The 26903-nt window shown below is 67.8% G+C and carries 21 protein-coding genes; 1 reads left to right on the top strand and 20 read right to left on the bottom strand.

Features of this window, described 5'->3' with window-relative positions; all coding sequences use genetic code 11:
* Positions 1-65 precede the first annotated feature (65 nt).
* From rbfA to M1D55_RS15685, 7 genes are all read right to left on the bottom strand, one after another.
* Entirely contained in the window at positions 66-434 is a 369-nt protein-coding gene (rbfA, locus tag M1D55_RS15715) for a 30S ribosome-binding factor RbfA (protein ID WP_006577321.1), read from the bottom strand.
* Between the two features lie 107 nt (positions 435-541).
* Complete coding sequence (gene infB / locus M1D55_RS15710) at positions 542-3418, bottom strand: translation initiation factor IF-2 (protein ID WP_023264588.1); 2877 nt, start codon at positions 3416-3418, stop codon at positions 542-544.
* Positions 3419-3493: 75 nt separating this feature from the next.
* Positions 3494-4969 carry a transcription termination factor NusA gene (gene nusA, locus M1D55_RS15705; RefSeq protein WP_006577322.1) on the bottom strand — a complete coding sequence of 492 codons (1476 nt, stop codon included), beginning with the start codon at positions 4967-4969 and terminating at the stop codon, positions 3494-3496.
* Positions 4966-5454 (bottom strand): ribosome maturation factor RimP, encoded by a 489-nt coding sequence (gene rimP / locus M1D55_RS15700; RefSeq protein ID WP_006577323.1) that lies wholly within the window; start codon positions 5452-5454, stop codon positions 4966-4968. Before rimP ends, nusA begins: the two co-directional genes overlap by 4 nt.
* 296 nt (positions 5455-5750) lie before the next feature.
* A complete protein-coding gene (rluB, locus tag M1D55_RS15695) occupies positions 5751-7610 on the bottom strand; it encodes a 23S rRNA pseudouridine(2605) synthase RluB (RefSeq protein ID WP_082928709.1) in 1860 nt (619 codons plus the stop codon).
* A gap of 6 nt (positions 7611-7616) precedes the next feature.
* A complete protein-coding gene (gene scpB / locus M1D55_RS15690) occupies positions 7617-8579 on the bottom strand; it encodes an SMC-Scp complex subunit ScpB (RefSeq protein WP_456282547.1) in 963 nt (320 codons plus the stop codon).
* A gap of 586 nt (positions 8580-9165) precedes the next feature.
* A complete protein-coding gene (locus M1D55_RS15685) occupies positions 9166-9939 on the bottom strand; it encodes a sulfite exporter TauE/SafE family protein (protein WP_456282546.1) in 774 nt (257 codons plus the stop codon).
* 190 nt (positions 9940-10129) lie between these two features.
* On the opposite strand from M1D55_RS15685, the gene fnr reads away from it, so the two are divergent.
* Positions 10130-10777 carry a fumarate/nitrate reduction transcriptional regulator Fnr gene (fnr, locus tag M1D55_RS15680; protein ID WP_370646882.1) on the top strand — a complete coding sequence of 216 codons (648 nt, stop codon included), beginning with the start codon at positions 10130-10132 and terminating at the stop codon, positions 10775-10777.
* Positions 10778-10838: 61 nt separating this feature from the next.
* Here fnr and M1D55_RS15675 read toward each other — a convergent pair whose 3' ends face one another.
* The 13 genes from M1D55_RS15675 to M1D55_RS15615 all read right to left on the bottom strand — a co-directional run bounded on the left by M1D55_RS15675 (position 10839) and on the right by M1D55_RS15615 (position 26676).
* Complete coding sequence (locus M1D55_RS15675; RefSeq protein WP_064577217.1) at positions 10839-11108, bottom strand: hypothetical protein; 270 nt, start codon at positions 11106-11108, stop codon at positions 10839-10841.
* Positions 11105-11353, bottom strand: coding sequence for a FixH family protein (locus M1D55_RS15670; protein WP_456282545.1), 249 nt, complete (start codon positions 11351-11353; stop codon positions 11105-11107). Before M1D55_RS15670 ends, M1D55_RS15675 begins: the two co-directional genes overlap by 4 nt.
* Before the next feature lie 12 nt (positions 11354-11365).
* Complete coding sequence (gene ccoG / locus M1D55_RS15665; RefSeq protein ID WP_456282544.1) at positions 11366-12805, bottom strand: cytochrome c oxidase accessory protein CcoG; 1440 nt, start codon at positions 12803-12805, stop codon at positions 11366-11368.
* A gap of 52 nt (positions 12806-12857) precedes the next feature.
* Positions 12858-13820, bottom strand: a complete 963-nt coding sequence (gene ccoP / locus M1D55_RS15660; protein ID WP_456282543.1) for a cytochrome-c oxidase, cbb3-type subunit III — start codon at positions 13818-13820, stop codon at positions 12858-12860.
* A 4-nt stretch (positions 13821-13824) separates the two neighbouring features.
* The gene (locus tag M1D55_RS15655) at positions 13825-14034 is read right to left on the bottom strand and encodes a cbb3-type cytochrome oxidase subunit 3 (RefSeq protein WP_043438507.1); all 210 of its coding nucleotides are present in this window, start codon (positions 14032-14034) and stop codon (positions 13825-13827) included.
* A 2-nt stretch (positions 14035-14036) separates the two neighbouring features.
* Entirely contained in the window at positions 14037-14684 is a 648-nt protein-coding gene (gene ccoO / locus M1D55_RS15650; RefSeq protein WP_456282542.1) for a cytochrome-c oxidase, cbb3-type subunit II, read from the bottom strand.
* Positions 14685-14703: 19 nt separating this feature from the next.
* The gene (gene ccoN, locus M1D55_RS15645; protein ID WP_456282541.1) at positions 14704-16200 is read right to left on the bottom strand and encodes a cytochrome-c oxidase, cbb3-type subunit I; all 1497 of its coding nucleotides are present in this window, start codon (positions 16198-16200) and stop codon (positions 14704-14706) included.
* A gap of 146 nt (positions 16201-16346) precedes the next feature.
* Positions 16347-16538, bottom strand: a complete 192-nt coding sequence (ccoS, locus tag M1D55_RS15640) for a cbb3-type cytochrome oxidase assembly protein CcoS (RefSeq protein WP_006576823.1) — start codon at positions 16536-16538, stop codon at positions 16347-16349.
* A gap of 16 nt (positions 16539-16554) precedes the next feature.
* Positions 16555-19263: a heavy metal translocating P-type ATPase gene (locus M1D55_RS15635; protein ID WP_456282540.1), complete on the bottom strand. Its 2709-nt coding sequence runs from the start codon at positions 19261-19263 to the stop codon at positions 16555-16557.
* 113 nt (positions 19264-19376) lie between these two features.
* Positions 19377-20474, bottom strand: a complete 1098-nt coding sequence (gene zapE, locus M1D55_RS15630; RefSeq protein ID WP_456282539.1) for a cell division protein ZapE — start codon at positions 20472-20474, stop codon at positions 19377-19379.
* Positions 20475-20789: 315 nt separating this feature from the next.
* The gene (gene lpdA, locus M1D55_RS15625; RefSeq protein WP_456282538.1) at positions 20790-22226 is read right to left on the bottom strand and encodes a dihydrolipoyl dehydrogenase; all 1437 of its coding nucleotides are present in this window, start codon (positions 22224-22226) and stop codon (positions 20790-20792) included.
* Between the two features lie 141 nt (positions 22227-22367).
* Entirely contained in the window at positions 22368-23624 is a 1257-nt protein-coding gene (gene odhB / locus M1D55_RS15620; RefSeq protein ID WP_149319125.1) for a 2-oxoglutarate dehydrogenase complex dihydrolipoyllysine-residue succinyltransferase, read from the bottom strand.
* Between the two features lie 199 nt (positions 23625-23823).
* A complete protein-coding gene (locus M1D55_RS15615) occupies positions 23824-26676 on the bottom strand; it encodes a 2-oxoglutarate dehydrogenase E1 component (RefSeq protein ID WP_006578969.1) in 2853 nt (950 codons plus the stop codon).
* Positions 26677-26903: the final 227 nt, after the last annotated feature.

Below are 26903 nucleotides of genomic sequence, written 5' to 3'. Positions count from 1 at the left end.
AACGGCGGGGAGCGGTGCCGTACTTGAGGAGCGATGACGACGCAGGACGCACCGGCGCCGCGGACTTACTCGTCCTTGGCGCGCGTGGCGTTGGCCTGGTCGATCAGCCTGGACATCTCGATCGCGTGTTCGACCGAGGTATCGTGCACGAAGCGCAGCGTCGGCACGGTATGGATATGCAGCCGCTTGAACAGCAGCGAATGCAGGTAGCCGGCCTTCTCGTTGAGGATCGCCTCGGCGTCGGCCGGTTCGGCGCCCAGCACCGTGAAGTGGACCTTGGCGTGCGCGTAGTCGGGCGTCAGCGCCACCGACTGCAGCGTGACCAGGCCCAGGCGCGGATCGCGCAGTTCGCGCTGGATCATCTCGGCCAGATCCTTCTGGATCTGATCGGACAGGCGCAGGTTACGGGAGGAGATATTGCCTTTCTTGGCCATGCGATACGACTTTGCCAGCGGCGTCGCCGGCTAAGGCGATGGGTCCGACGGCGTGGATGGGCCGGCGGCGGCAAACCGGTGAAGGTTCGCCGCCGCGGCGCGCCGCCTTACAGCGTGCGCGCGACCTCGGTGATTTCATACACTTCGAGCTGGTCGCCTTCCTGAACGTCGTTGAAGTTCTTGATCGACAGACCGCACTCGAAGCCCTGCTTGACTTCCTTGACATCGTCCTTGAAGCGCTTGAGCGAATCGAGCTCGCCCGAGAACACCACGACGTTGTTGCGCAGCACGCGCACGAAGGCGCCACGCTTGACCAGACCGTCGGTGACCATACAGCCGGCCACCGCGCCGATCTTCGGCACGCGGAACACCTGGCGCACCTCGACCTGGCCGATCGTCACTTCGCGCTTCTCCGGCGCCAGCATGCCCGACATCGCCGCCTTGATCTCGTCTACCGCATCGTAAATGATGTTGTAGTAGCGGATGTCGATGCCGTTGCTCTCGGCCAGCTTGCGCGCACCGGCGTCGGCACGCACGTTGAAGCCGATGATGACCGCCTTCGATGCCGTCGCCAGGTTGACGTCCGACTCGGTGATGCCGCCCACCGCGCCGTGCACGATCTGCACCCGCACTTCGTCGGTCGACAGCTTCTGCAGCGACTGCACCAGCGCTTCCTGCGAACCCTGCACGTCGGCCTTGACGATCAACGGCAGCGTCTGCACTTCGCCTTCGGTCATCTGCTCCAGCATGGTCTCGAGCTTGGCCGCCTGCTGCTTGGCCAGCTTGACGTCGCGGAACTTGCCCTGGCGGAACAGCGCGATTTCGCGCGCCTTGCGCTCGTCGGGCAGCACCAGCACTTCCTCGCCGGCCGCCGGCACTTCGGACAGACCCTGGATCTCGACCGGAATCGACGGGCCGGCTTCCTTGGTCGGCTTGCCGTTCTCGTCGAGCATCGCCCGGACACGGCCGTAGGCGCTGCCCGCCAGCACGACGTCGCCGCGCTTGAGCGTGCCGCTGTTGACCAGCACCGTTGCCACCGGGCCCTTGCCCTTGTCCAGCTGCGCTTCGACGACTAGGCCCTTGGCCGGCGCGTCGACCGGCGCCTTGAGCTCCAGGATTTCGGCCTGCAGCGACACCTGCTCCAGCAGTTCTTCGACGCCAGCGCCGGTCTTGGCCGACACCGGCACGAACGGCGAATCGCCGCCGTACTCTTCCGGCACGACCTGCTCGGCCACCAGTTCCTGCTTGACGCGGTCCGGGTTGGCTTCGGGCTTGTCGATCTTGTTGATCGCCACCACGATTGGCACACCGGCCGCCTTGGCGTGGGCGATCGCCTCCTTGGTCTGCGGCATCACGCCGTCATCGGCGGCCACCACCAGGATCACGATATCGGTCGCCTTGGCGCCGCGCGCGCGCATCGCCGTGAAGGCCTCGTGGCCCGGCGTATCGAGGAAGGTGATCACGCCGCGATCGGTTTCCACATGGTAGGCACCGATATGCTGCGTAATGCCGCCCGCTTCGCCGGCCGCGACCTTGGTGCGGCGGATGTAGTCCAGCAGCGAGGTCTTGCCGTGGTCGACGTGACCCATCACGGTGACGACCGGCGGACGCGGCAGCTGCTCGGCGTCCGACTGGTCCTCGCCGCCTTCGATCAGCAACGCTTCCGGGTCGTCCAGCTTGGCCGCCAGCGCCTTGTGGCCCATTTCCTCGACCACGATCATCGCGGTCTCCTGGTCCAGCACCTGGTTGATGGTGACCATCTGGCCGAGCTTCATCATCTGCTTGATGACCTCGGAGGCCTTGACGGCCATCTTGTGGGCCAGATCCGCCACCGAAATCGTCTCGGGCACATGGACCTCGCGCACCACCGGCTCCATCGGCGCCTGGAAGCCGCTGCGGTCGTCCTGCTGATGCTTGCCGCCACGGCCGCGCGGGCCGCCGCGCCAGCCGCCGACACCGCCCGACGAATCGCCGCGGGTCTTCAGGCCACCGCCCTTCTTGCGCGAACCCTCGTCCTGCCAGGTCGACGAGCCCTTGACCACCTTGCCGGTCTTCTTGTCGACCGTCGTGGCAGCCACCGCGGGCTTCTTGTCGTCCTTCTTGGCCTCGACCGTGCCGGCCGGCTTGACCGGCTTGTGCAGCGTGCCGCTCTGCTCGGCCTTCTTTTCCTCGGCCTTGCGCTCGGACGGTGCCTTCAGCACGCGCGCCGGCGCATTGAGCATCTGCTGGATCGCGCGGGCCTCGGCTTCGGCGGCCTCGCGGCGCTTGCGGGCCGCGTCCTGCTCGGCGCGCACCTTGTCGGCGGCGGCCTTCGCATCGTCGGCGGCCTTCTGCGCGGCGGCCCGTTCGGCCGCCAGACGCGTCTTGTCGTCCTCGGCCTTCTTGCGGTCCGCGTCCTCGTTGGCCTCGCTCGCGGCGCGCGTCGCCGCGGCCTCTTCCTCGGCCTTGCGGGCAGCCAGCTCGGCCTGGCGGCGCTCTTCCGCCTCCAGCGCTTCCTGGCGGGCGCGGCGTTCGGCTTCCTCGCGTTCGGCCGCCTCCTGGCGGGCCTTCAGCTCGGCTTCCTGGCGCGCCAGCAATTCGGCCTGGCGGCGTTCCTCTTCGGCGCGGCGCGCCAGCTCGGCCTGGTCGACCACCGGCTCGGACACTTCCTGGCCGTCGGCCGCGCCATCGGCGGGCGTCTCGTCGCGCTTGATCAGCACGCGCTTCTTGCGCACCTCGACCTGCACCGTGCGCGTCTTCCCGGTCGCATCCGCCTGGCGGATCTCCGAGGTTTCGCGCTTGGTCAGCGTGATCTTCTTGCGCGAGCCGTCATCGGCCTGACCGTGCGAACGCTTCAGGTAGTCCAGCAACCTGGCCTTGTCGGTCTCGGTGACCACGTCCTCAGGCTTGGACTTGCCCACCCCAGCTGCCTGCAATTGTTCCAGCAGGGCAGCTGCGCTGCGACTCAGTTCTGCGGCCAGTTGGGCAACTGTTGTGCTTGCCATTCAAACCCTTTCAATGCTCGGTTTCTACGTCGGGACAGTCTTGTGCGGAAAGCGCGCTCTATGCGAACGTGTCCCTCAGTTGAACCAGTGTTCCCGTGCTTTCATGATCAGCGCCTTGGCTTCTTCTTCGCTGACCCCGGTCATCTCGACCAGTTCGTCGACCGCCAGTTCGGCGAGGTCGTCACGCGTGTGGATGTCGCCTTCGGCCAGCTTGCCGATCAGCTCCGGCGTCAGGCCGTCGAGCGAGCGCAGGTCCTGCGACACCGACTCGACCTTCTCTTCGCGGGCCAGCTCCATCGTCAGCAGCGCATCGCGGGCGCGATTGCGCAGCTCGTTGACGGTGTCCTCGTCGAAGGCCTCGATCTCCATCATCTCGCTGATCGGCACATAGGCGACTTCCTCGAGCGAGGAGAAGCCTTCCTCGATCAGGATGTCGGCCACTTCCTGGTCCACGTCCAGCTTGGACATGAACAGGCGCCGCACCACTTCGCTTTCCTCGGCCTGCTTCTGCGCCGATTCTTCCTGCGTCATGATGTTGATCTGCCAGCCGGTCAGCTCGGACGCCAGGCGCACGTTCTGTCCGCTGCGGCCGATCGCGACGGCGAGGTTTTCCTCGTCGACCACGACATCCATGCTGTGCTTCTCTTCATCGACGACGATCGACTGCACTTGCGCGGGCGCCAGCGCGCCGATCACGAACTGCGCCGGATCTTCCGACCACAGCACGATGTCGACCGCTTCGCCGCCGATCTCGTTGCGCACCGCGGTGACGCGGGTACCGCGCACGCCGACGCAGGTACCGATCGGATCGATGCGCTTGTCGTGCGCGACCACCGCTATCTTCGCGCGCACGCCCGGGTCGCGGGCGGCCGCCTTGATCTCCAGCAGGCCCTGTTCCATCTCGGGCACTTCGTTCTCGAACAGCTTGATCAGGAACTGCGGCGAGGTGCGCGACAGCTCGATCTGCGGGCCACGCGCGGTGCGGTCCACATTCAGGATATACGCTCGAACGCGGTCGCCGGTACGCAGATTTTCCTTCGGAATGATCTGGTCGCGGCCCAGCAACGCCTCGACGCGGCCGGACTCGACGATCAGGCCCTTCTTGTCGGCGCGCTTGACCGTGCCGGTCATGATCTTCTCGCCGCGCTCCAGGTAATCGTTGAGGATCTGCTCGCGCTCGGCGTCGCGGATCTTCTGCAGGATCACCTGCTTGGCGGCCTGCGCGCCGATGCGGCCGAATTCGACCGACTCGATCTGCTCCTCGACGAATTCGCCCAGTTCGATATTGGCATCCTGCTCACGGGCTTCGAACAGCAAGATCTGCTTGTCCGGCTCCTGCAGGCCCTGCTCGTCGGGCACCACCAGCCAGCGGCGGAAAGTCTCGTGCTCGCCGGATTCCCGATCGATGTGCACGCGGATATCGACGTCTTCCTCGAAACGCTTCTTGGTGGCCGAAGCGAGAGCCGCTTCCAGCGCACCGAATACCACATCCTTGTCGACGTTCTTCTCGCGCGCAAGCGCATCGACGAGCAACAGAACTTCGCGGCTCATTGCTTGTTCCCTTTTCTCTGATTTCCTTTGAAGTCGATTACCGGCACCAGGCGCGCCTTGTCGACATCGGATACGGTAAATTCCAGCAGCGCCGGGCCATCCTTGCCCTCGAATTCCAGGCCGATCTTCTCGGCGCCGGGCTCCCCGGTGGGCGGCTGCAGGATGCCGACGAAGTTCTTGCGGCCGTCGATCGGCAGGCGCAGCGTCACGCGCACCTCCTCGCCGGCAAAGCGAACATAGTCGGCCAGTTTTTTCAGCGGACGGTCCAGTCCCGGCGAGGAAACCTCGAGGCGTTCGTAATCGACGTTCTCGACGGTCAGCACGTGGGTCAGCTGGCGGCTGACCTTCTCGCAATCCTCGATGGCAATGCCGGTGTCAGGCTGATCGATATAGACGCGCAGCAACCCGCCTGGGGCGCGTTCGAGTTCGACCAGCTCATACCCCATGCCGGTCAGTGTGGTTTCGATCAAATCTGCCAGATGCACTGTCGTTCCGAAAAATGGCCATCAAACTACCGGGCGAGGCCGCGGCGAATGGCCGGCTGCCTGCCGTCATCTCCGGCGGAGCCCCACATCGCGATTTTCCGCGTGTTCGGACGATCGGACGAACCAAAAAAAAAATGGGCGGAACGCCCATCATTCGCCCATCCCCTTGGAGGATGACTTTTTGAATAGACTCGCATTATACGCGCTAGAGCCACAAAAGGCAAAGCCGAGCGAAGGGGGCACGGACTGTGCCCGCCCTCGCCCCGTGCCACCCTGCGGCCGGGCGCGCACGCGCCTCAGCGTTTGCCGCCGCGCGGGCGTCCGCGCCCGGGGCCGCTCGGCTTGCCAGCCTTGGGCATCACATTACCATTGGGCTCGCCACCGCGCCGTTGCGGACGTCCCTGCCCCTGGCCGCCCTGCCCCTGCGCGCCGCGGGCACCGCCACGCGGACCGCCGCGGCCGCCGCCGGCCGGCCCGCGCATGCCCGGCTGCTGCGGCAGGCCGACGCCCGCCGCGAACTTGCCGGTGTGCGAGGTCAGCAGCGTCGGCGCGGTGATATAGCCCATCGACGTCTGCATCGGATCGGGCTGGCCGCGATTGGCACCGCCGCGGCCGCCTTCCTTGTTGAAGCGCGGCAGGCCGTCCATGCCGGTCGCCATCGGCCGGCCCTCGATCGCGGCCTGCTCGCGCTGCTTGCGGCCGCCGACCTTGGTCGCCCCCTTCGGCGCGCCTGCCTGCTTGGCCGGCGCCTTCAGGCCGATCGCGGCCATCATCGCGCGCACCTCCTCGGGCTCGAGCTCCTGCCAGCGGCCGCGCTTCAGGCCCCTCGGCAGCAGGAACTGGCCATAGCGGGTACGGATCAGCCGCGACACGGTCAGGCCGACCGCCTCGAACATGCGGCGCACCTCGCGGTTGCGGCCTTCGGTCAGCGCCACGTGATACCAGTGGTTGACCCCTTCGCCGCCGCCATCGACGATGCGCAGGAAGTTGGCCTGGCCATCATCGAGCTGGATGCCGTGCAGCAGGCGCTGGCGATCCGCTTCGGCGAGTTCGCCCAGCGTGCGCACCGCGTATTCGCGCTCGACGCCGTAGCGCGGGTGCATGAAGCGGTTGGCGATATCGCCGGACGTCGTGAAGATCAGCAGGCCTTCGGTGTTGAAGTCCAGCCGGCCCACGGCGACCCATTTGGCGGTCTTCAGGCGCGGCAGGCTGTCGAACACGGTCGGGCGGCCTTCCGGATCCGACTGGCTGACGATCTCGCCCGACGGCTTGTGATACAGCAGCACGCGCGGGGGCTTGGTGGTCACACGGCGATGAATCAGCTTGCCGTTGACGCGGACCTGGTCGGTCGGCAGGATCCGCTGCCCGATATGCGCAGGCAACCCGTTGACCGACACGCGGCCCTGCAGGATCAGCTCTTCCATTTCACGGCGCGAACCGAGGCCGCCTTCGGCCAGCACCTTGTGCAGCTTGGGCGCGTCGTCCTCGGCGGACAGTTCGCGCACCGGCTTGGCCTTGCGCGCCGGGCCCGCGCCGCCGCCGTCGGCGTCGTACTGGCCCGAGATCACGAAGCGGAACAGGTCCTCGGCCGCGGCGCTCTTGTCGCCCTTCGCGGCCGGCCTGGCGCCGCCCTTGTCCGCCGTCGGCGCGGCCGGCTTGCCGGCGCCCCTGGCGGGCCGGGCCGCGTTCTTGCCGCCCTTGCGCTTGCCGGCCGGACGGGGCTGGCCGTTGTTGCCGCCCTCGCCTTCCGGGCGCGCGCCTTCCGTTCTCGCGCCAGCCTGCTGGCCTGCGTTCTGGCCGCCGCCCTGGCCGGCATTGCCTGCATTGCCGGCATTGCCGCGGCCGCGGCGCTTGCCGGCGTTCTCGCGCGACGCGTCGCCTTCGGCGGGCTTGGCGCGACGGCCGCGTCCGCCTCGCGATCCGGGCGCGGGCGCCGCCGTGGCGCCACCCTCGGGCGCCACCGCCGCGCCGGCTTCGCCTGCCACGGCGTCGGCGGCATCGCGGTCCTGCGCGGCCTGGCGGCGCGAGGCCACCAGATTGCGCAGCCCGCGGCGCAGGCCCTTGCGGCGCGGCGCGGCGCCCTCGGCAGGCGTCTCGGCCTCGCGCACGTCTTGATCGATAGAGTCGGACAAAGTATTCACACTCGCTTGTTGCATCTGGTGTTAGTTCGGGACGCGCGCGCCTTGCTCGTCGGCATCGCGTTCATCGAGTTGGGGCGCGTCGGCGTCGGCCTGGTCGGCTGTCTGGCCGACAGCGTCAGCAGCGTCGGCGGCTTCCGCGGCAGCGTCGCCGGTATCTTCGGCGGCCGCCGCGGCGGGCATCTCCGCGGATTCGCCAGGTATTTCAGGTTCGGCCGGTTCGTCGGTATCGGCCTGCGGCGGCGTCTCGTCTGCCTGTTCCGCAACATCGACCGCATCGACCGCATCGACCGCATCGACCGCATCGACCGCAGCGACCTCATCGACCGCAGCGACCGCGACCGCATCGACGCCATCCGCCTGCGCCACACCTTCCGGCGCCGCGGCGAAGGTTTCCTCATCGGCGCCGGCCGCGGTGGCGACCTCTTCGAAGTCGATGGCGCCCTGGTTCAGCAGCGCTGCCTGGACCTGCGCCTGCGGATCCTCCAGCGGCGGCAGTTCATCCAGCGTACGCAGCCCCAGGTCGTCGAGGAAGGTCTTGGTGGTTGCGTACAGCGCCGGCTTGCCGGGCACGTCGCGATGGCCAATGACCTCGATCCAGCTGCGATCCTCGAGCTTCTTGATGACCTCGGTGCTGACCGTGACGCCGCGGATTTCCTCGATATCGCCGCGCGTGACCGGCTGGCGATAGGCGATGATGGCCAGCGTCTCCATCACCGCGCGCGAATATTTGGGCGGCTTTTCGGGATTGAGCCGGTCAAGGTATTCGCGCATCGCCGGACGGCTCTGGAAGCGCCAGCCGCTCGCCAGCGCCACCAGTTCGACACCGCGCGGCTCCCAGTCCTTGCGCAACTCCTCCAGCAGAACACGGATCGTGTCGGCGCCGACATCGTCGGCGAACAAGCGGCGCAGATCGGCGACGCGCAGCGGCTCCTGCGCGCAGATCAGCGCCGTCTCGAGGACGATTTTCGCCTCTTGGGTATTCATGTTGTGGTGTGCGGCCTGTCTTTGCATCTGCGTCCGTGACACCCGGACGCGCTGGAGATTGGTCGATTCAGCGGCGCGCGTTCCGCTTCAGGGACGCCTGCCGCCATTCATCGCGCAGCCGACCGGGATGCTTGCCGCATCGGGTCCGCGCGCTTCTCATCGGTGCATCGATTGCCGGTCCGTTCCGGCAGAAGATCGTCCGCCCGTCTCCCGATATCGGTCGGCGGAAGGACCAGCGTGTCGCGCCGTCTCCCCTGTTGCGGCCGACACGCCCGGACAGCCGCGACCGTCCGGAATGCGAGACAACTTGGTCATGGCCTGGCGTGCAGCCTGTCGGGCCCCTCGCTGCCACGCCGCTGGCCGGTATTCTTGGCCGATGTCGACATCGGATGTTCTAGCCGGACAGTGCGGGGAGGGAGATGGGTATGGATACCCATGAGTGCCTTGACAGACGCCTGGATCAAGCGCGACCGGGCGACCACGACACCTGCGCGAAAGCGGCCCGGTCGCCGTGGCTTCCCGCGATTGTATGGCATTCCCGCGCCGGCCTGCAACCGCGGCCTTGGCGGGCGGGCGGCGCCCGGCCTCACAGGGTCAGGCAGAAGCCGTGCGCGGCCAGCGTCTCGGGCAGCATCGCGGCCCGCGCAAGACCGGCCGCGCCAAACAGCGCGACGGCCGCGCCGATGCCGCGGCGGACCCACGGCCGGCGCGCCAGCACGCGCAGGCCGGCCGACAGGCTCGACAGCATCAGCAGATTGGGCAGCGTACCGAGGCCGAAGGCCAGCATTACCAGCGCGCCGGACGCGGCGCTGCCGGCCAGCAAGGCCAGCGCGAGCGCGGCGTAGACCATGCCGCAGGGCACCAGCCCCCAGGCCAGTCCGGCGACGTAGCGGCGCAACAGGCGCCGGGCGCCGCGCGGGGCCGCGCCAGTTTCCTTGCGCGCGATGGCCCTTGCGCCCCAGCGCGCCCAGCGCGCGGCGAGCCGCCGCGCCACGGCATCGACGCCGGGGATCGCTCCAACCAGCCGCGCGGCACCCAACGTCCACAGCCCCGCCAGCAGCAGGCTCGCGCTGCCGGCGGCGAACAGCGCCCGCTGCACGGGCAGATACTGCGCCTTCCAGGCGGCCGCGCCGACCGCGCCCAGCAATGCGCCGAGCAAGGCGTAGGCGCTCAGGCGGCCGGCATGCAGCACCAGCAGTTCGCGCACCCACGCCGCGCGGCTGCGGTACAGCGCCACCGGCGCGGCCTGCCCGGCATCGTTGCCCTCGAGCACCAGCGCGATGCCGCCGCACATCGCCGCACAGTGGACGCCGCCCAACAGCGCCAGCAGAAACACGCTGGCCAGTACGCCGATCGCCATGTCAGGCTCCCCTCGCCGGCATGGGGCACGGTAGAATGGCCGCTTGCTTCACGCCCATCGCGCCCATCGCGCCGTCGATGGCAGTCCCTTCCCTTCGCGCGGATTCCAATTGCTGAACGCCATTCCCCTGAACGACCAATCGACCCGCTGCTCCACCTGCTCGCTGGGACAGCTGTGCCTGCCGGTCGGCATGTCGGCGCAGGACGTCGAGAAGATGGACACGCTGGTGCAGGAGCGCGTGCGCGTGCGCAAGGGCGAACCGCTGTATCGCCTCGGCGATCCGCTCGACGCGGTCTATGCGATCCGCTTCGGCACGCTGAAGACCCACGTGACGATGGAAGACGGCCGCGCGCAGATCACCGGCTTTCATCTGCCCGGCGAAGTGGTCGGCTTCGATGGGCTGACCGAGATGCGGCATGCGTCGGACGCGACCGCGCTCGAGGACACCGAGGTCTGCGTGGTGCGCTACGACGAGATCCAGACGCTGTCGGCCTCGCTGCCTTCGCTGCAGCACCAGTTCATGCGGCTGATGAGCCGGGAAATCACGCAGGACCAGATGATGCTGATTACGCTGGGCTCGATGCGCGCGGAGGAGCGGCTGGCGGGCTTCCTGATCAGCCTGTCCGAGCGCCTGTCGGCACGCGGCTATTCGCCGTCCGAGTTCGTGCTGCGGATGAGCCGCGAGGAAATCGGCAGCTATCTGGGCCTGAAGCTCGAGACCGTCAGCCGGCTGTTCTCGCGCTTCGCCGAGGCCGGCCTGATCCAGATCCGTCAGCGCCACGTAAAGCTGGTCGACATGGACGGCATCCGCCAGCTGCTGGGCAAGACCGCCTGCTGATCCCCGCGCGGCAGTCGCGGCAGTGACGCCCGCGGCAGCCGCTGCCAGCATTGCCATCGCCCTACTCCAGTTCGTCGGCCGCCGACATCGGCGACGACATCGGGGCCAGCATCGATGCCGGCAGCATGCACAGCGTCAGCGCGCTGGACAGCGCGCACACCGCCCACGCGACCGCGAAGCCGATCGTATAGATGGCGCCGTGCGACAGCTCGAGCGGCCGCCCGAAGACGCGCAGATCGCGCGGATCGATCAGCGAAAACACCAGCACGAAGGCCACGGCCGCGCCGACGAAGGCGGGCCACAGCACCCACATTAGCCAGCGCGCCTTCATGGCCGTGCCACCGTCCGAGCATTGGGCCCCTCGCCCACGCCCCGCCCGCCCGGTGTTGCCGGCGCCGAGGTTGCGGCGGTCTGCCGAATCACCAGCCCCTGACGCACCACGCCGTCGACGATCGGCCGGTCCGCGTGCCGCAGCGCGACCCAGATCGTCACCGCACAGCCGATCATCGCCAGCGCCGGGCCACTGATCAGCAGCCACGGCCACGGCTCCTTCCACCACGGTTTGCATTGGGACATGTCGATGCCTCGTTACGGTTGGTCGGGAACGAAAAAGCGGGTGGACTGCCGCACCTGCGCGCGCTCGGCTCCGGGTCCGGCCCCAGGCGCTGCGGGCGAGCCGCTGACGACGATGTCGACCACATGGGTGCCCGACGCGGCCTGCTCCAGCGGCACGCGCAACCGCAGCGGCAGCAGCCGGTTCGACGTCGGCGCCAGATGGCCGGCAGCGCGCTCGTATTCGACGGACAGCCCCGGCAGGCCAGGACTTTCCGCCGCGATGGCCACGTCCAGTTCGCCTTCGGTGGTGTTGATCAGCTGCAGCCGGTAGACGTTCTCGATCCAGCGCCCTTCCACTTCGCGCGCCAGCGCCTGCCGGTCGCGGATGATGTCCACCTTCAGCGGCGTGCGCACCGCGACCGACCAGACGAAGCCGCCGGCCAGCGCCAGCCACAGCACCGCATACAGCACGATGCGCGGGCGTACCACGCGGCGGCGCGCATTGGCCGCGGACAGCGCGCGCCGCATCGCGTTCTCGGAGGTGTAGCGAATCAGTCCGCGCGGATAGCGCATCTTGTCCATGACCTGGTTGCAGGCATCGATGCAGGCCCCGCAGCCGATGCACTCGTACTGCAGCCCGTCGCGGATATCGATGCCGGTCGGGCACACCTGCACGCAGATGCTGCAGTCCACGCAGTCGCCGATGCCCAGCGCGCGCGGGTCGGCCTTGCGCGAGCGCGAGCCGCGCGGCTCGCCGCGCTGCGTGTCGTAGGTCACCACATAGGTGTCCTTGTCGACCATCACGCTCTGGAACCGCGCATACGGGCACATGTACTTGCAGACCTGCTCGCGCATGAAGCCGGCGTTGCCCCAGGTGGCGAACGCGTAGAAGCCGATCCAGAACGTTTCCCACGGCCCGGTGGACAGGTCCAGCACCGCACGGCCCAGCGCGTCGATCGGCGAGAAGTAGCCGACGAAGGTAAAGCCCGTCCACAGCGCGATCGCGATCCACAGCAGATGCTTGGTCGCCTTCAGCCGCAGCTTGCGCGCGCCCCAGCGTTCGCCGTCGAGCCGGATGCGCGCGATGCGGTCGCCCTCGACCTTGCGCTCGATCCACAGGAAGATCTCGGTGTAGACCGTCTGCGGACAGGCATAGCCGCAGAACAGCCGTCCGGCGATCGCGGTGAACAGGAACAGCGACAGCGCCGAGATCACCAGCAGTACGGCCAGGTAGATCACGTCCTGCGGCCACAGCACCAGGCCGAACAGATAGAACTTGCGCGCGCCGAGGTCGAACAGCACCGCCTGGCGGCCGTTCCATTGCAGCCACGGCGTGCCGTAGAACACCAGCTGCGTGGCCAGCACCATGGCGATGCGCCAGTTGGCGAAGGCCCCGCTTACGGCGCGCGGATAGATCTTGCGCCGGACCTCGTACAGCGAGGCCTCGGCCGAGTCGATGCCTGGCGCGTTCATGGCTGCTCCGGACGAGTCGGCATGCGAGACCGGTTGCCGCAAGCGATGTCCATCATTGCCCCGCGGCCGGCATCGTGCCGTTGTCGGCCGACAGTCCCCACACGTATGCGGTCAGCATGCGGATGCGCTCGGGCGTCAGGATGTCCTCGTGCGCGGGCATCCGGTTGTCGTGTCCCTGCAGGATCGCCTTGACGATATTCGCCTCGGCGCTGCCGTGCAGCCAGACCTTGTCGGTCAGGTTGGGCGCGCCGAGCGCCTGGTTACCCTTGCCGGCGCCACCGTGGCAGGCGACGCAGGTCGACTTGAACAACGGCTCGCCGCGTGCCGCGCGGATCGGGTTGAAGGCCAGGCCCGCCAGCGATCGCACGTATTGCGCGACATCGCCGGCGCCCTTCTCGTCGATGACGGCGGCGAACGACGGCATCACGCCATGCCGGCCCTTGGCGATGCTGTGCATGATCGTGGCCGGATCGCCGCCATGGAGCCAGTCGCGGTCGGTCAGGTCGGGAAAGCCGCGGCTGCCGCGCGCATCGGACCCATGGCACTGGGCGCAGTAGTTCAGGAACAGCCGCTGCCCGATCTCGCGCGCCTCGGGATCGGCGGCCACCTGTTCGATCTTCAAGTCCATGTACTTGCCGTACACCGCCTGCTGGCCGCGCAGCGCGGCCTGCCGCTGCGCCGCCAGCTCGCCCTGGCTGGTGAAGCCGAGCATGCCGCGATACGCGCCGAGGCCCGGATACAGCACCAGATAGCCGAGCGCAAACACGCAGCTCAGCAGGAACATCCACATCCACCAGCGGGGCAGCGGGTTGTTCAGCTCGCGCAGATCGCCGTCCCAGACGTGGCCGGTGTCCTGCGTCGGTGCACCGTGATCGGCGCCCGCGGGGGCGTTCGATGCGGCCGCTCCCTTGGCGACGCGCGTCTGCGAAAACAGCAGCCAGACGCACCAGACGATGCCGCCCAGCGCGATCGCGCCGATGTAGTAGCCCCAGAAATCCGAAATAAAGTCGCTCATGACATCAATGTCCCTGCTCGATGGCCTGCGGACGCGCGGCGCCGCCGCTGGTGTTGTCGCTGGTGTTGTCGCTGCCGGCCTCGTCGGGCAGCGCGAACGGCAGCCAGGCGGCTTCCCGATTGGCGTGGCGCCGGCCGCTGGACCACGCCCAGCAGACGATGCCGATAAAGACGACGAGGAAGATCAGCGTGGAAAACGCGGTCAAGGTCGCCATGGTCATTGCCCTGCGCTGGGCGCGCCCACGGCTCGCCGATTGGTGCCGAGGCCCTGCAGATAGGCCACCAGCGCGTCCTCTTCGGTCTTTCCCTTCAGCGCGTCGGGCGCCGTTTCGATGTCGGCCTCGCTGTACGGCACGCCGAGCGTGCGCAGCGTGCGCATGCGCTGGCGGATGTCTTCGGTCGGCAGCGCCGTCCTGGCCAGCCACGGATACGAAGGCATCACCGACTCGGGCACGACGTCGCGCGGATTGCGCAGATGGATGCGCTGCCAGTCGTCCGAGTAGCGGCCGCCGACGCGCGCCAGATCGGGGCCGGTCCGCTTGGAGCCCCACAGGAACGGATGGTCGTAGACCGACTCGCCCGCGGTCGAGTAAGGGCCGTAGCGCTCGACCTCGGCCTGCAGCGTGCGCACCTGTTGCGAGTGGCAGCCGACGCAGCCCTCGCGGATATAGATGTCGCGCCCCATCAGCCGCAGCGGCGAGTAAGGGACGATGCCCGGATCGGGCTGGGTGGTCGAATGCTGGAAAAACAGCGGCAGGATCTGCACGAAACCGGCAATGCTGACCACCACGATGGTGCACAGGATCAGCCAGCCGATGTTCTTCTCCAGCGTCTCGTGCGAAAGGAAGCGTCGTTGTTGGGACATGATGGAATCCGGATGACGTTCAGGCTGCGGGGGCGGTCGCGGCCACGGCGGCCGCGGCACTGGCACTCGCCGGAATCACCGCATCGAAGGCGCGGCGGCCGGCGATGGTGCGCGCGACGTTCCACGCCATCAGCAGCATGCCGGCGAGGAAGCACAGGCCGCCCAGCAGACGGATCAGGTAGAACGGCGTCTTGGCCTTGACCGCTTCGACGAAGGCATAGGTCAGCGTGCCGTCCGGCTGCGTGGCACGCCACATCAGCCCTTCCATCACGCCGGCGATCCACATCGAGGCGATATAGAGCACCACGCCGATGGTCGCGATCCAGAAGTGCCATTCGATCAGGCGCGTGCTGTACATCTTCTGCTGGCCGAACAGCCGCGGCACCAGGTAGTACAGCGAGCCGATCGTGATCATCGCGACCCAGCCCAGCGCGCCCGAATGCACGTGACCGATGGTCCAGTCGGTGTAGTGCGACAGCGCGTTGACCGTCTTGATCGACATCATCGAGCCCTCGAAGGTCGCCATGCCGTAGAAGGACAGCGCCACCACCAGGAACTTCAGGATCGGATCGGTACGCAGCTTGTGCCAGGCCCCCGACATCGTCATGATCCCGTTGATCATGCCGCCCCACGACGGCGCCAGCAGGATCAGCGAGAACACCATGCCCAGCGATTGCGCCCAGTCGGGCAGCGCGGTGTATTGCAGATGGTGGGGACCGGCCCACATATAGGTGAAGTTCAGCGCCCAGAAATGGACGATCGACAGCCGGTACGAGTAGATCGGGCGCTCGGCCTGCTTCGGAATGAAGTAGTACATCATGCCGAGGAAGCTGGTGGTCAGGAAGAAGCCGACCGCGTTATGGCCGTACCACCACTGCACCATCGCGTCCTGCACGCCGGCATAGGCGGAATACGACTTCCACAGCGACGCCGGCAGCTCGATGTTGTTGACGACATGCAGGATCGCGATCGTCAGGATGTAGGCGCCGAAAAACCAGTTGGCCACGTAGATGTGGCGGGTCTTGCGGCGGGCGATGGTGCCGAAGAACACGATCGCGTAAGCGACCCATACCGCCGTGATCAGCAGGTCGATCGGCCATTCCAGCTCGGCGTATTCCTTCGAGGTCGTGATGCCCAGCGGCAGCGTGATCGCCGCGGCGACGATCACCGCTTGCCAGCCCCAGAAGGTGAACGCCGCCAGCGGCCCGGCGAACAGGCGCGCCTGGCAGGTCCGCTGCACCACGTAGTACGACGTCGCGAACAGCGCGCTGCCGCCGAAGGCGAAGATCACCGCATTGGTATGCAGCGGACGCAGCCGTCCGAACGACAGCCACGGCGTATCGAAATTGAGTTCAGGCCAGATCAGTTGCGCGGCAAGCAGCACGCCGACCGCCATGCCGACGATGCCCCATACCACGGTCATGACGGCGAATTGCCTCACGACGTGATAGTTGAAGGTGTCGGCGGCGCGCGCGGGCGTGGCCGTGCCGGTCAGGCCGGCGGCGGTGACATCCATTCAGACCCCCAAGGATGGATATGGATTAGAAATCGATGGGGACAATGTAGAGGGGGTCGGACGGCGCGCCCTTGATCCGGATCAAGCGCCGTGCAGATGCACCGCGCCCCGGGGAACCTCGGTAGTGATTCACGCAACGGCCATCGCTACGGCGCGGCCGCGCCGCGGCGCCCGCCTGCGTTTCGGGGCATATCGGGACGGTCGTTGTCGAGCAGGATCGCCTGCCCCGGCCGCTCGAGATCGTCGTATTGGCCGGCGCGCAGCGCCCACCACAACGCGGCCGCGATCAGCACGACCAGCGCGAGGCTCATCGGCACCAGCAGGAACAGCGTATCCATTACAGCGCGTCCATCGCTAGCGCCCCTTCGGCACGCGCAGCAGGCGCCAGGCATTGGCGACCACCAGCAGCGAGGACAGCGACATGCCGACGCCGGCCATCCATGCGGTGACGTGGCCGCTCGCGGCCAGCGGAATGGCCACCACGTTGTACGCGAAGGCCCAGCCGAGGTTCTGCCGGATCACCGCCCGCGTGCGGCGCGCGATCGCCAGCGCGGTGGCGACGTCGGCGATGCCGTCGTGGGTCAGCACCGCATCGGCGCCGACTTGCGCCAGCGGCGCGCCGCTGCCCAGCGCGATCGACACCTGGGCCTGCGCCAGCACCGGCCCATCGTTGATGCCGTCGCCGATCGCGAGCACCACCGCGCCGTCGCGCTGCAGCGCCGCCACGTAGTCGCGCTTGCCCTCGGGACTGACGCGCCCGTGCGCGGCGTGGATGCCGAAATGCCGGGCCCACCAGCACACCGTCGCCTGGCTGTCGCCCGATATCAGATGACAGCGCAAGCCCAGCGCGCGCAGGCGCGCCAGCAGCTCGGCCGCCTGCCCGCGCTCGGTGTCCGACAGCACGAAGACGGCAAGCAGGCCGTGCCGGTCGCCCAACCACACCGGCGACGCGCCGTCGTGCAGATGGTGGCGCAGCGCGTCGAGGGCTGCCTGATCACCGGCGGCGTTGTTCGTACTGTTTTTGACGGCGTTGTCGGACGCGTTGCTGGAGGCGTTGTCGGAGGCGTTGTCGGAGGCGTTGTCGGAGGCGTTGTCGGAGGCGTTATCGGAGTCATCATCGCCGTCGCCGCACATCGCGAGCGCGTCAACGAAATCGCGACGCCCGATCCGGATCGGGCGGCCGTCTAGCAACGCCTCCACACCCTGTCCCGGATGGTTGCGCAATCGCGTCAACCGTCGTGCGAATGTCCGGTCCCCGGCCGCGGCGGCCAGCGCCCGCGCCACCGGATGCTCCCCGCCGCGGCACAGCGCGCCGGCCAGCGCCAGGCATTCGGACTGCGCCACAGCGCCGAGCACGATCACGTTGGCGACGGCGAAGCGTCCCTCGGTCAGCGTGCCGGTCTTGTCCAGCACGACATCGGTGACACCGGCCAGCGTTTCCAGCGCATGGCCGCGCGTCAGCAGAACGCCGCGCCGCGACAGCGCCGCACCGGCCGCCGCCAGCGCCGCGGGCGTGGCCAGCGACAGCGCGCACGGGCAGCTGACCACCAGCACCGCGACGGTCACCATCAGCGCGCGCGCCGGGGCGATGGTCCACCACAGCAGCCCCACGGCCACCGCAATGAGCAGCAGCGCCGCGACGAACCACGCCGCCACGCGATCGGCGATCACCGCGAGGCGCGGCTTGTCCGCCAGCGCACGCTCCAGCAGCGCGACGATTTCAGCCAGGCGCGTGCTTGCTCCGACGCGGCGCACTTCGATCACCAGCGCACTGCTGGCGTTGTAGCAGCCAGCCAGCACAGATTGCCCCGGCCCGCGCGGCACCGGCCGGCTCTCGCCGCTCAGCATCGACTCGTCCAGATCGCTGCCCCCTTCGACGATCTCGCCGTCGGCCGGCACGATCTCGCCGGCCCGCACGCGCACGCGGTCGCCGGGGGACAGCCGCGCGACCGGCACGCGGCGCTCCGTGCCATGGGGCAATAACTGCTCGCAGGTGGCCGGCAGCTGCCGCGCCAGCATCTCGGCGCCGCTGCGCGAAGCCTGCCGCACGCGCAATTCGAGATAGCGTGCCAGCAGCAGCAAGGCGACGAACATCGTCACCGAGTCGTAGTAGACCTCGCCGCTGCCGCGCACGGTGGCAAGCAGGCTGGCGCCGAACGCCGCCGCCAGGCCCAGCGCGACCGGCACGTCCATGCCGACATGGCGCTGGCGCAGGCTGCGCCAGGCGCCCGCAAAGATCGGCGCCGCGCTGTAGACGATCACCGGCAGCGTCAGCGCGAGGCTCGCCCATTGCAGCAGCCGCAGATGCGTCGCGGCGATCGTGCCCTCGTGCGTATAGACGGGCCACGCGTACATCATCACCTGCATCATGCCGAGCATCGCCACCGCCAGCCGCATCAGCAGCCCGCGCCGGGCCACGCTGTCCCGGCGGTCCGCCGCGGAGAACTCGAACGGCCACGCGGTGTAGCCGATATCGGCGAGCGCGCCGAGCAGCCCCGCGACGGTCAGCGCGCCGCCGCGCCAGCGTACCAGCACGCGGCGCGTGGCCAGATTGGCGACCGCGGACTCGACGCCGGGCAATTGCGCCAGCTTCTGTTCGATCAGCCAGGCGCAGGCGGCGCAGCGGATGTTCTCGGGCGCCAGCGTGATTTCGAAGCGGTGCTGCGGTCGTTCCTGCGCCCGCGCCTGACCCGCGCCATCAAGCCGCCGCACGAAGCGCGCGCGCAGCTCGTCGGTGTCGTAGGCCTGCCAGACCGGCTCCAGCCGCGCCCGTGCCGCCGCGTCGAGCGGCCGGCCGAAGCGGAATTCGCCGGCATACAGATGTGCGAAACCGGCCTGGTCCAGTGCCTGCGCCAGCGCCAGGCAGCCGGCGCAGCAGAAGCGGCGCGATCTCCCGCCGACCTGCGCGCGCAGCACGTCCGGCGCGGCGCCGGCCGGCAGCCCGCAGTGGAAGCACGAGGTGGCGTCCGCGTTGGCGTCCGCGTTGGCGTCCGTAGCGGCGTCCGCCTGCACGGCGGACCCGGATGGTTGGGCGTGGGAAGAAGGGGCGAAAGCGATCGGCATCGTGGTCCTGGATGTCCGATCGATTCTAGGGATCGCCGCCGGGCGGCGGTTTGATCCCGGTCAAGGCGCACGCAAACGGCGCCCCTGACTGAGCTGCGGCGTGCCGGGGCCGTTCAGGCCAGCTCGGTAGCGCCGGCGCGCCGCGGCGCCTCGAGATACTCGCGCGACTGCATCTCGATGATGCGCGACACCGTGCGATGGAATTCGTTGGCCATCTGGCCTTCGACATAGAGCTCGTCGGGCGGCACCTCGGCCGACATCAGCAGCTTGACCTTGTGGTCGTAGAACACATCGACCAGCCAGGTGAAGCGGCGCGCCTCCGACGACATCCGCGGCGTCATCTTCGGCACGTCCGACAGGATCACCGTGTGGAAGCGCTCGGCCAGCTCCAGATAGTCGTTCTGCGAACGCGGGCCGCCGCACAGCGTGGCGAAGTCGAACCAGACCACGCCGTTGGCCTTGCGCAGCGCGTGCAGTTCGCGCTTTTCGATATGCAGGATCGGCGATTCGTCGGCGATGCCGGCCAACGCCGCGAAGGAATCCCGCAGCGCCGCGCTGGCCTTGGCGTCCAGCGGCGTGTAATAGGCCTGCACCTGTTCCAGCGTGCGCTTGCGGTAATCGATGCCGGCATCGACGTTCAGCACGTCGAGCTTGCGCTCGAGCAGCGCGATCGCCGGCAGGATGCGGTCGCGATGCAGGCCGTCCGGATACAGCAGGTCCGGGCGGTAGTTCGACGTCATCACGAACTGCACGCCATTCTCGAACATCTGCTCGAGCAGCCGATGCAGGATCATCGCGTCGGCGACATCGCTGACATGGAATTCATCGAAACAGATCAGCCGGTACTTGCGGGCGATCCGTTTGGCCAGCTCGTCCAGCGGATCGGGCCGGCCGCGCAGTTCCTCGAGCTGGCGGTGCACCTCGCGCATGAACTCGTGGAAATGCAGGCGGGTCTTCCTGACCACCGGCACGCAGTGGTAGAAGCTGTCCATCAGGAACGACTTGCCGCGCCCCACGCCACCCCACAGATAGACGCCCTTGGGCACCTCGGGCCGGATCAGCAGCTTCTTCAGCGCATTGTTGCGCCGCTGCTTGTAGGCGACCCATTCGTCGTAGCACTGCTGCAGCCGCGCCACCGCGCGCAACTGCGCCTCGTCGGACCGATAGCCGCGCTGCTGCAGTTCGTGGTGGTAGTACTCGGTGACGTTCATTGGGGGAAGGAGTGGTAGCGGAGCATCGGCGGCCCCGAACGCATGGCGTACGCCGTCGCACCGCGAGACTCCCGTCTCCCGCTTGCGGGAGAGGGGCCGGGGGAGAGGGAGAGCAGCGGCCGATCGACCGGCAGCGCCCTTGCAAGCGCCCTTGCAAGCGCCCCTACCCTCTCCCCAACCCTCTCCCGCAAGCGGGAGAGGGAGCAGATTGTCGCCAGCGCCCTCGCTCCCGCGATCAGCAAGCGGGAGAGGGAGCAGGTTGTCGCCAGAGCGTCGGCCACCGCAATCGGCGAGCCGGCGAAGGCGACACCGGACTTACATATTGAGCTGACGCTTGTCCACCGCGAGCGCGGCTTCGCGCATCACCTCGGACATCGACGGGTGCGGGTGGCACACGCGGCCGATATCCTCGCTGGCGGCCTTGAACTCCATCGCCACCACGGCTTCGGCGATCAGGTCCGAAGCATTGGCCGCGACCACGTGCACGCCCAGGATCTCGTCGGTCTTGGCATCGGCCAGCATCTTGACGAAGCCGTCCGAGGCGCCCATGCCCAGCGCGCGGCCGTTGGCCACGAACGGGAACTGGCCCGACTTGTACTCGCGCCCCTCGGCCTTGAGCTGCTGCTCGGTCTTGCCGACCCAGGCGATTTCCGGGTAGGTGTAGATCACCCACGGAATGCAGTTGTAGTCGATGTGCGGCTTCTGGCCGGCGATGCGCTCGGCCACGGCCACGCCTTCGTCCTCGGCCTTGTGCGCCAGCATCGGGCCGCGCACCACGTCGCCGATCGCCCACAGGCCCGGCACCGAGGTCGCGCAGTGGTCGTCGACCGGAATGAAGCCGCGCTCGTCGGCAGCCAGGCCGACCGCGTCGAGGCCCAGGTTGTCGGTATTCGGCACGCGGCCGACCGACACGATCAGGCGATCGACTTCCAGCGTCTGCGCGTTGCCGTCCTTGTCGGTGTAGCTGACGGTGACGTTGTTGTCGCCGGTCTTGACCTCATTGACCTTGACGCCCAGGCTGAACTTCAGGCCCTGCTTGGTCAGCAGCTTCTGCGCTTCCTTGGCGACGCCTTCGTCGGCGGCACCCAGGAACGCCGGCAGCGCTTCCAGCACGGTCACGTCGGCACCGAGACGGCGCCACACCGAGCCCAGCTCCAGGCCGATCACGCCGGCGCCGATCACGCCCAGCTTCTTCGGCACCTCGGCGAACTTGAGCGCGCCCTCGTTATCGTTGACCAGCTTGTTGTCGACCGGAATGCCGGGCAGATGGCGGGCCTTCGAACCGGTGGCGATGATCACCTGCTTCGCGGTGATGGTCTCGGTGCCGGCCTTGCCGGCGATCTCGACCTGGAAGCCGTCGGCGTTCTTGCCGACGAACTTGCCGAAGCCCTTGAACAGCGTGACCTTGTTCTTGCGGAACAGGAACTCGATGCCCTTGGTCATCTTGCCGACGATATCGTCCTTGCGCTTGAGCATCTTGGCGATATCGACCTTGACGTCGCCCACGGTGATGCCATGGTCCGCCAGGTGGTGCTGCACGTTCTCGTACTCTTCGGACGAGGCCAGCATCGCCTTCGACGGGATGCAGCCGACGTTCAGGCAGGTGCCGCCCAGGCGCGCTTCGCCCTTCGGATCGTCGTACGGATTGCCTTCGCAGCAGGCGACGTTCAGGCCAAGCTGGCCCGCGCGGATCGCGGCGATATAGCCGCCGGGGCCCGCGCCGATCACCAGCACGTCGAATTGTTTGCTCATGGGAATTCCTCGTTGCGTCGGCGCGCCCTGCCCGACTCGGGTCGGGGCCGGCGCGCGGCATGGTGTTGCATTCGGTTGGCCGCCGGGCTCGCCCCAAGCGGCGCGCGGTCTCCGCCAGGGAGACCGCGGCGGGTGCTGCGATTACAGGTCCAGCAGCAGGCGGGCCGGATCTTCCAGCGCTTCCTTCATCGCCACCAGGCCCAGCACGGCTTCGCGGCCGTCGATGATGCGGTGGTCGTAGGACATCGCCAGGTAGTTCATCGGACGGATCACGATCTGGCCGTCCTCGACCACGGCGCGGTCCTTGGTCGCGTGCACGCCCAGGATCGCCGATTGCGGCGGGTTGATGATCGGGGTCGACAGCATCGAGCCGAACACGCCGCCGTTCGAGATCGAGAAGGTACCGCCCGACAGCTCGTCCAGCGACAGCTTGCCGTCACGGGCCTTGGCGCCGAACTCGGCGATCTTCTTCTCGATGTCGGCCAGGCTCATCTGGTCGGCGTTGCGCAGGATCGGCACCACCAGGCCGCGCGGCGAACCGACCGCGATGCCGATGTCGAAGTAGCCGTGGTAGACGATGTCGTTGCCGTCGACCGAGGCGTTGATGATCGGGTACTTCTTCAGCGCATGCACGGCCGCCTTGACGAAGAAGGACATGAAGCCCAGCTTGACGCCGTGTTCCTTCTCGAAGCGGTCCTTGTACTTGTTGCGCAGATCCATCACCGGCTTCATGTTGACTTCGTTGAAGGTGGTGAGGATGGCGTTGGTCTGTTGCGATTGCAGCAGACGCTCGGCGATACGGGCGCGCAGGCGGCTCATCGGCACGCGCTCTTCCGGACGATCGCCCAGCGCGGCGAAGTCGACCGGTGCGGAGACCTGCTGCAGCGCCGGCTTGGCGGCCGGGGCCGGGGCGGCCTTGGCGGCGGGCGCCGAACCGGCGGCGAGCACGTCGCCCTTGGTGATGCGGCCATCCTTGCCGGTGCCGGCGACCTGGCCGGCCGACAGGCCCTGCTCGGCCATCAGCTTGGCGGCCGACGGCATCGCCACGGCGCCGGCGGCGGCGGGCGCGGCGGCAGCCGGGGCGGCGGCCGGAGCCGGTGCCGGTGCGGCAGCGGGTGCCGGTGCGGCGGCGGCCGGAGCGGCGGCGCCAGCGGTGGCCTCGGTATCGATCTTGGCGATGACTTCATCGGCCGTCACGGTGTCGCCGTCGTTCTTGACGATCTGCGACAGCACGCCCGCGGACGGTGCCGGCACTTCGAGCACGACCTTGTCGGTCTCGATTTCGATCAGGATTTCGTCCTGCGCGACCGCTTCGCCGGGCTTCTTCTTCCAGTTCAGCAGGGTCGCCTCGGCGACGGATTCGGACAGTTGCGGGACCTTGACGTCAACAATGGCCATGGTGTGAGTTTCCTCGGTAAATGCGTGTATGCAGCGGTATTCGGGGCGAACCGGCGCAGTCGTGGCGGATGCGGGCGACTGCGCGCGATTCGATGCGTTCGATGCGATGCGTCGGGGATTGCAGGGCGCAGGTGCAAGCACGGCGGCAAGCGCAGCGCGGGAGGGCCCGCCAACCGGCGCGCCCTGCCCGCACTGGCGCTTACTTGCTCAGCACGAAGCCCTTGAGCTTGGAGAACGCCGCGTCCAGCAGCGCCTTCTGTTGCTCGTTGTGCTTGGCGTAGTAGCCCACGGCCGGCGAAGCCGACGCCGGACGGCCGGCGTAGCCCAGCTTCTGCCCTTCCGTCATGTTCTCCATGATGTAGTGCTGGACGAAGAACCAGGCGCCCTGGTTCTGCGGCTCGTCCTGGCACCACACGATCTCGGTGGCGTTCGGATACTTCTTCAGTTCGGCGGCCACCGCCTTGTGCGGGAACGGATAGAGCTGCTCGAGGCGGATGACGGCGACATCGCTGGCGCCCCGCTCCTTGCGCGTCGCGACCAGGTCGTAATAGACCTTGCCCGAGCACATGATCACGCGCTTGACCTTGCTGGCGTTCAGTTCTTCCTGCTCGCCGATCACGGTCTCGAAATGGCCCTTGGCCAGATCCGACAGCGGCGACACCGCGTCCTTGTTACGCAGCAGCGACTTCGGCGTCATGATGACCAGCGGCTTGCGGAACAGCCGGATCATCTGGCGGCGCAGCAGGTGGAAGATCTGCGCCGGCGTGGTCGGCTGGCAGACCTGCATATTGTGGTCCGCGCACAGCTGCAGGAAGCGCTCGATGCGCGCCGAGCTGTGTTCCGGACCCTGGCCTTCGTAGCCGTGCGGCAGCATCAGCGTCAGGCCCGAGGCGCGGCCCCACTTGACTTCGCCCGACGAGATGAACTGGTCGATCACGACCTGCGCGCCGTTGACGAAGTCGCCGAACTGGGCTTCCCAGATCACCAGCGCGTTCGGCTCGGCGGTCGAGTAGCCGTATTCGAAGCCCAGCACCGCTTCCTCGGACAGCACCGAGTCGATCACGGTGAACGGAGCCTGGCCTTCCGACACGTTCTGCAGCGGCACGTACGAGCCCGCATCCCAGCGCTCGCGGTTCTGGTCATGCAGCACGGCGTGGCGGTGCGTGAAGGTACCGCGGCCGGCGTCCTGGCCGGTGATGCGCACCGGATAGCCCGAGGCCACCAGCGAGGCGAAGGCCAGGTGCTCGCCCATGCCCCAGTCCAGCGGCTGGTCGCCGCGGCCCATGTTGGCGCGATCCTTGATCACCTTCTCGACCAGCGGGTGCAGCTTGAACTGTTCCGGGATCGTCGTGATCCGCTCGGCCAGGCGCTTCAGTTCGGTCACCGGCACGGCGGTGTCGGCGGCGTCGGTCCACTTGCGGTTCAGGAACGGCATCCAGTCGACGGCGAACTTGTTCTTGAAGTTCGACAGCACCGGGTCGACCGTGTGCTTGCCCGCGTCCATCGCGGCGCGGTAGGCCTTGACCAGCTCGTCGCCGAAGTCGGCCGGCACCACGTTCTGCGTGGCCAGCTTGTCGGCGTAGACCTTGCGCGTGCCCGGATGCTGCGAGATCTTCTTGTACATCAGCGGCTGCGTGACCGCCGGGGTGTCCTGCTCGTTGTGGCCCAGCTTGCGGAAGCAGATGATGTCGACGACGACATCCTTCTTGAACTCCATGCGGTAGTCCACCGCCAGCTGCATCGCGAACACGACGGCCTCGGGATCGTCGCCGTTGACGTGCAGCACCGGCGCTTCGATCATCTTGACCACGTCGGTACAGTACAGCGTCGAACGGGCGTCGCGCGGGTCCGAGGTGGTGAAGCCGATCTGGTTGTTGATCACGATGTGCATCGTGCCGCCGGTACCGTAGCCGCGGGTCTGGGCCAGGTTCAGCGTTTCCATCACGACGCCCTGGCCGGCGAAGGCCGCGTCGCCGTGCACCTGCACCGGCAGCACCTCGCGATGGCCGGCTTCGCCGCGGCGCTCCTGGCGCGCCTTGGCCGAACCCTCGACCACCGGGTTGACGATTTCCAGGTGCGACGGGTTGAAGGCGAGCGACAGGTGGACCGGGCCGCCTTCGGTCGACACATCGCTGGAGAAGCCCTTGTGGTACTTGACGTCGCCTGCCGGCAGATCGTCGACGTGCTTGCCTTCGAATTCGGCGAACAGGTCGGCGGGCATCTTGCCCAGCGTGTTGACCAGCACGTTCAGGCGGCCACGGTGGGCCATGCCGATGACGATTTCCTGCACGCCCTGCTTGCCGGCGCGCTGGATCAGCTCGTCCATCGCGGCGATGAAGCTCTCGCCGCCTTCCAGCGAGAAGCGCTTCTGGCCGACGTACTTGGTATGCAGGAAGCGCTCGAGGCCTTCGGCGGCGGTCAGGCGCTCGAGGATGTGCTTTTTCTTCTCGGCCGTGAACACCGGACGGGCGCGCGTCGATTCGAGGCGCTCCTGCCACCAGCGCTTCTGCGCCTGGTCGCTGATATACATGAATTCGGCGCCGATGCTGCTGCAATACGTCTCGCGCAGGTTCTGCAGCAGCTCGCGCAGGCTCATCGACTCCTTGCCGAAATAGGTATTGCTGGCATTGAAGACGATGTCGAGGTCGGCCTCGGAGAAGCCGTAGAAGGCGGGATCCAGATCCGGCAGGGGCGGACGCTCCTGGCGCTTGAGCGGATCGAGGTCGGCCCAGTGCGAACCGATGTTGCGGTAGGCGGCGATCAGCTGGGTCGCGGCGACGCGCTTGCGGCCCATGTCGGCATCGGCCGAGGCGACGATGGTGCGGATCGGGCCCTGCTTGGCGCGCTCGGCGAACGAGGCGACGATCGGGGCGTGGGGAATGTCTCGGGAGGCGGTGCCGTTCGCGGCCGGCACGTTCTGCATCGCGTCGAAGTACGCGCGCCAGTTGTCGGGGACGGAGGCGGGATTCTGGAGGTAGGCTTCGTACAGCTCTTCCACGTACGGCGCGTTGCCGCCGAAGAGGTACGAATTGCTCTGATACTGCTGCATCATGGGGCGCTCACTATTCTTCGGGTATGCCGAAGTTAAGCGGGTTTATCAACCTTCCGCGACACGGCTTGACCGGTTAGCGGATTGCAAACAACTCTTGGAGGCCCCTAAGCAAACGGCACCACTGGGGTGCCGGCGCGCAGAAGCCCGGAAGGGCAAGTTGTGCGGGGAAGGACCTAAGTCTTCACTGCGCGTAAGAATAGCACGATTGCGCAAACGTCCACCGCTCT

The organism is Cupriavidus sp. JZ107, assembly GCF_053903255.1.
The sequence above is the reverse complement of the archived record's forward strand: the minus strand, read 5'-3'. Positions and strand labels throughout refer to the sequence as shown.

What these genes read in the sequence shown, in the direction of transcription:
- rbfA (WP_006577321.1), bottom strand. Translation starts at nt 434, where the DNA reads ATGGCCAAGAAAGGCAATATCTCCTCCCGTAACCTGCGCCTGTCCGAT.
- infB (WP_023264588.1), bottom strand. Translation starts at nt 3,418, where the DNA reads ATGGCAAGCACAACAGTTGCCCAACTGGCCGCAGAACTGAGTCGCAGC.
- nusA (WP_006577322.1), bottom strand. Translation starts at nt 4,969, where the DNA reads ATGAGCCGCGAAGTTCTGTTGCTCGTCGATGCGCTTGCGCGCGAGAAG.
- rluB (WP_082928709.1), bottom strand. Translation starts at nt 7,610, where the DNA reads ATGCAACAAGCGAGTGTGAATACTTTGTCCGACTCTATCGATCAAGAC.
- scpB (WP_456282547.1), bottom strand. Translation starts at nt 8,579, where the DNA reads ATGAATACCCAAGAGGCGAAAATCGTCCTCGAGACGGCGCTGATCTGC.
- M1D55_RS15685 (WP_456282546.1), bottom strand. Translation starts at nt 9,939, where the DNA reads ATGGCGATCGGCGTACTGGCCAGCGTGTTTCTGCTGGCGCTGTTGGGC.
- fnr (WP_370646882.1), top strand. Translation starts at nt 10,130, where the DNA reads ATGTCGGCGCAGGACGTCGAGAAGATGGACACGCTGGTGCAGGAGCGC.
- M1D55_RS15675 (WP_064577217.1), bottom strand. Translation starts at nt 11,108, where the DNA reads ATGAAGGCGCGCTGGCTAATGTGGGTGCTGTGGCCCGCCTTCGTCGGC.
- M1D55_RS15670 (WP_456282545.1), bottom strand. Translation starts at nt 11,353, where the DNA reads ATGTCCCAATGCAAACCGTGGTGGAAGGAGCCGTGGCCGTGGCTGCTG.
- ccoG (WP_456282544.1), bottom strand. Translation starts at nt 12,805, where the DNA reads ATGAACGCGCCAGGCATCGACTCGGCCGAGGCCTCGCTGTACGAGGTC.
- ccoP (WP_456282543.1), bottom strand. Translation starts at nt 13,820, where the DNA reads ATGAGCGACTTTATTTCGGATTTCTGGGGCTACTACATCGGCGCGATC.
- M1D55_RS15655 (WP_043438507.1), bottom strand. Translation starts at nt 14,034, where the DNA reads ATGGCGACCTTGACCGCGTTTTCCACGCTGATCTTCCTCGTCGTCTTT.
- ccoO (WP_456282542.1), bottom strand. Translation starts at nt 14,684, where the DNA reads ATGTCCCAACAACGACGCTTCCTTTCGCACGAGACGCTGGAGAAGAAC.
- ccoN (WP_456282541.1), bottom strand. Translation starts at nt 16,200, where the DNA reads ATGGATGTCACCGCCGCCGGCCTGACCGGCACGGCCACGCCCGCGCGC.
- ccoS (WP_006576823.1), bottom strand. Translation starts at nt 16,538, where the DNA reads ATGGATACGCTGTTCCTGCTGGTGCCGATGAGCCTCGCGCTGGTCGTG.
- M1D55_RS15635 (WP_456282540.1), bottom strand. Translation starts at nt 19,263, where the DNA reads ATGCCGATCGCTTTCGCCCCTTCTTCCCACGCCCAACCATCCGGGTCC.
- zapE (WP_456282539.1), bottom strand. Translation starts at nt 20,474, where the DNA reads ATGAACGTCACCGAGTACTACCACCACGAACTGCAGCAGCGCGGCTAT.
- lpdA (WP_456282538.1), bottom strand. Translation starts at nt 22,226, where the DNA reads ATGAGCAAACAATTCGACGTGCTGGTGATCGGCGCGGGCCCCGGCGGC.
- odhB (WP_149319125.1), bottom strand. Translation starts at nt 23,624, where the DNA reads ATGGCCATTGTTGACGTCAAGGTCCCGCAACTGTCCGAATCCGTCGCC.
- M1D55_RS15615 (WP_006578969.1), bottom strand. Translation starts at nt 26,676, where the DNA reads ATGATGCAGCAGTATCAGAGCAATTCGTACCTCTTCGGCGGCAACGCG.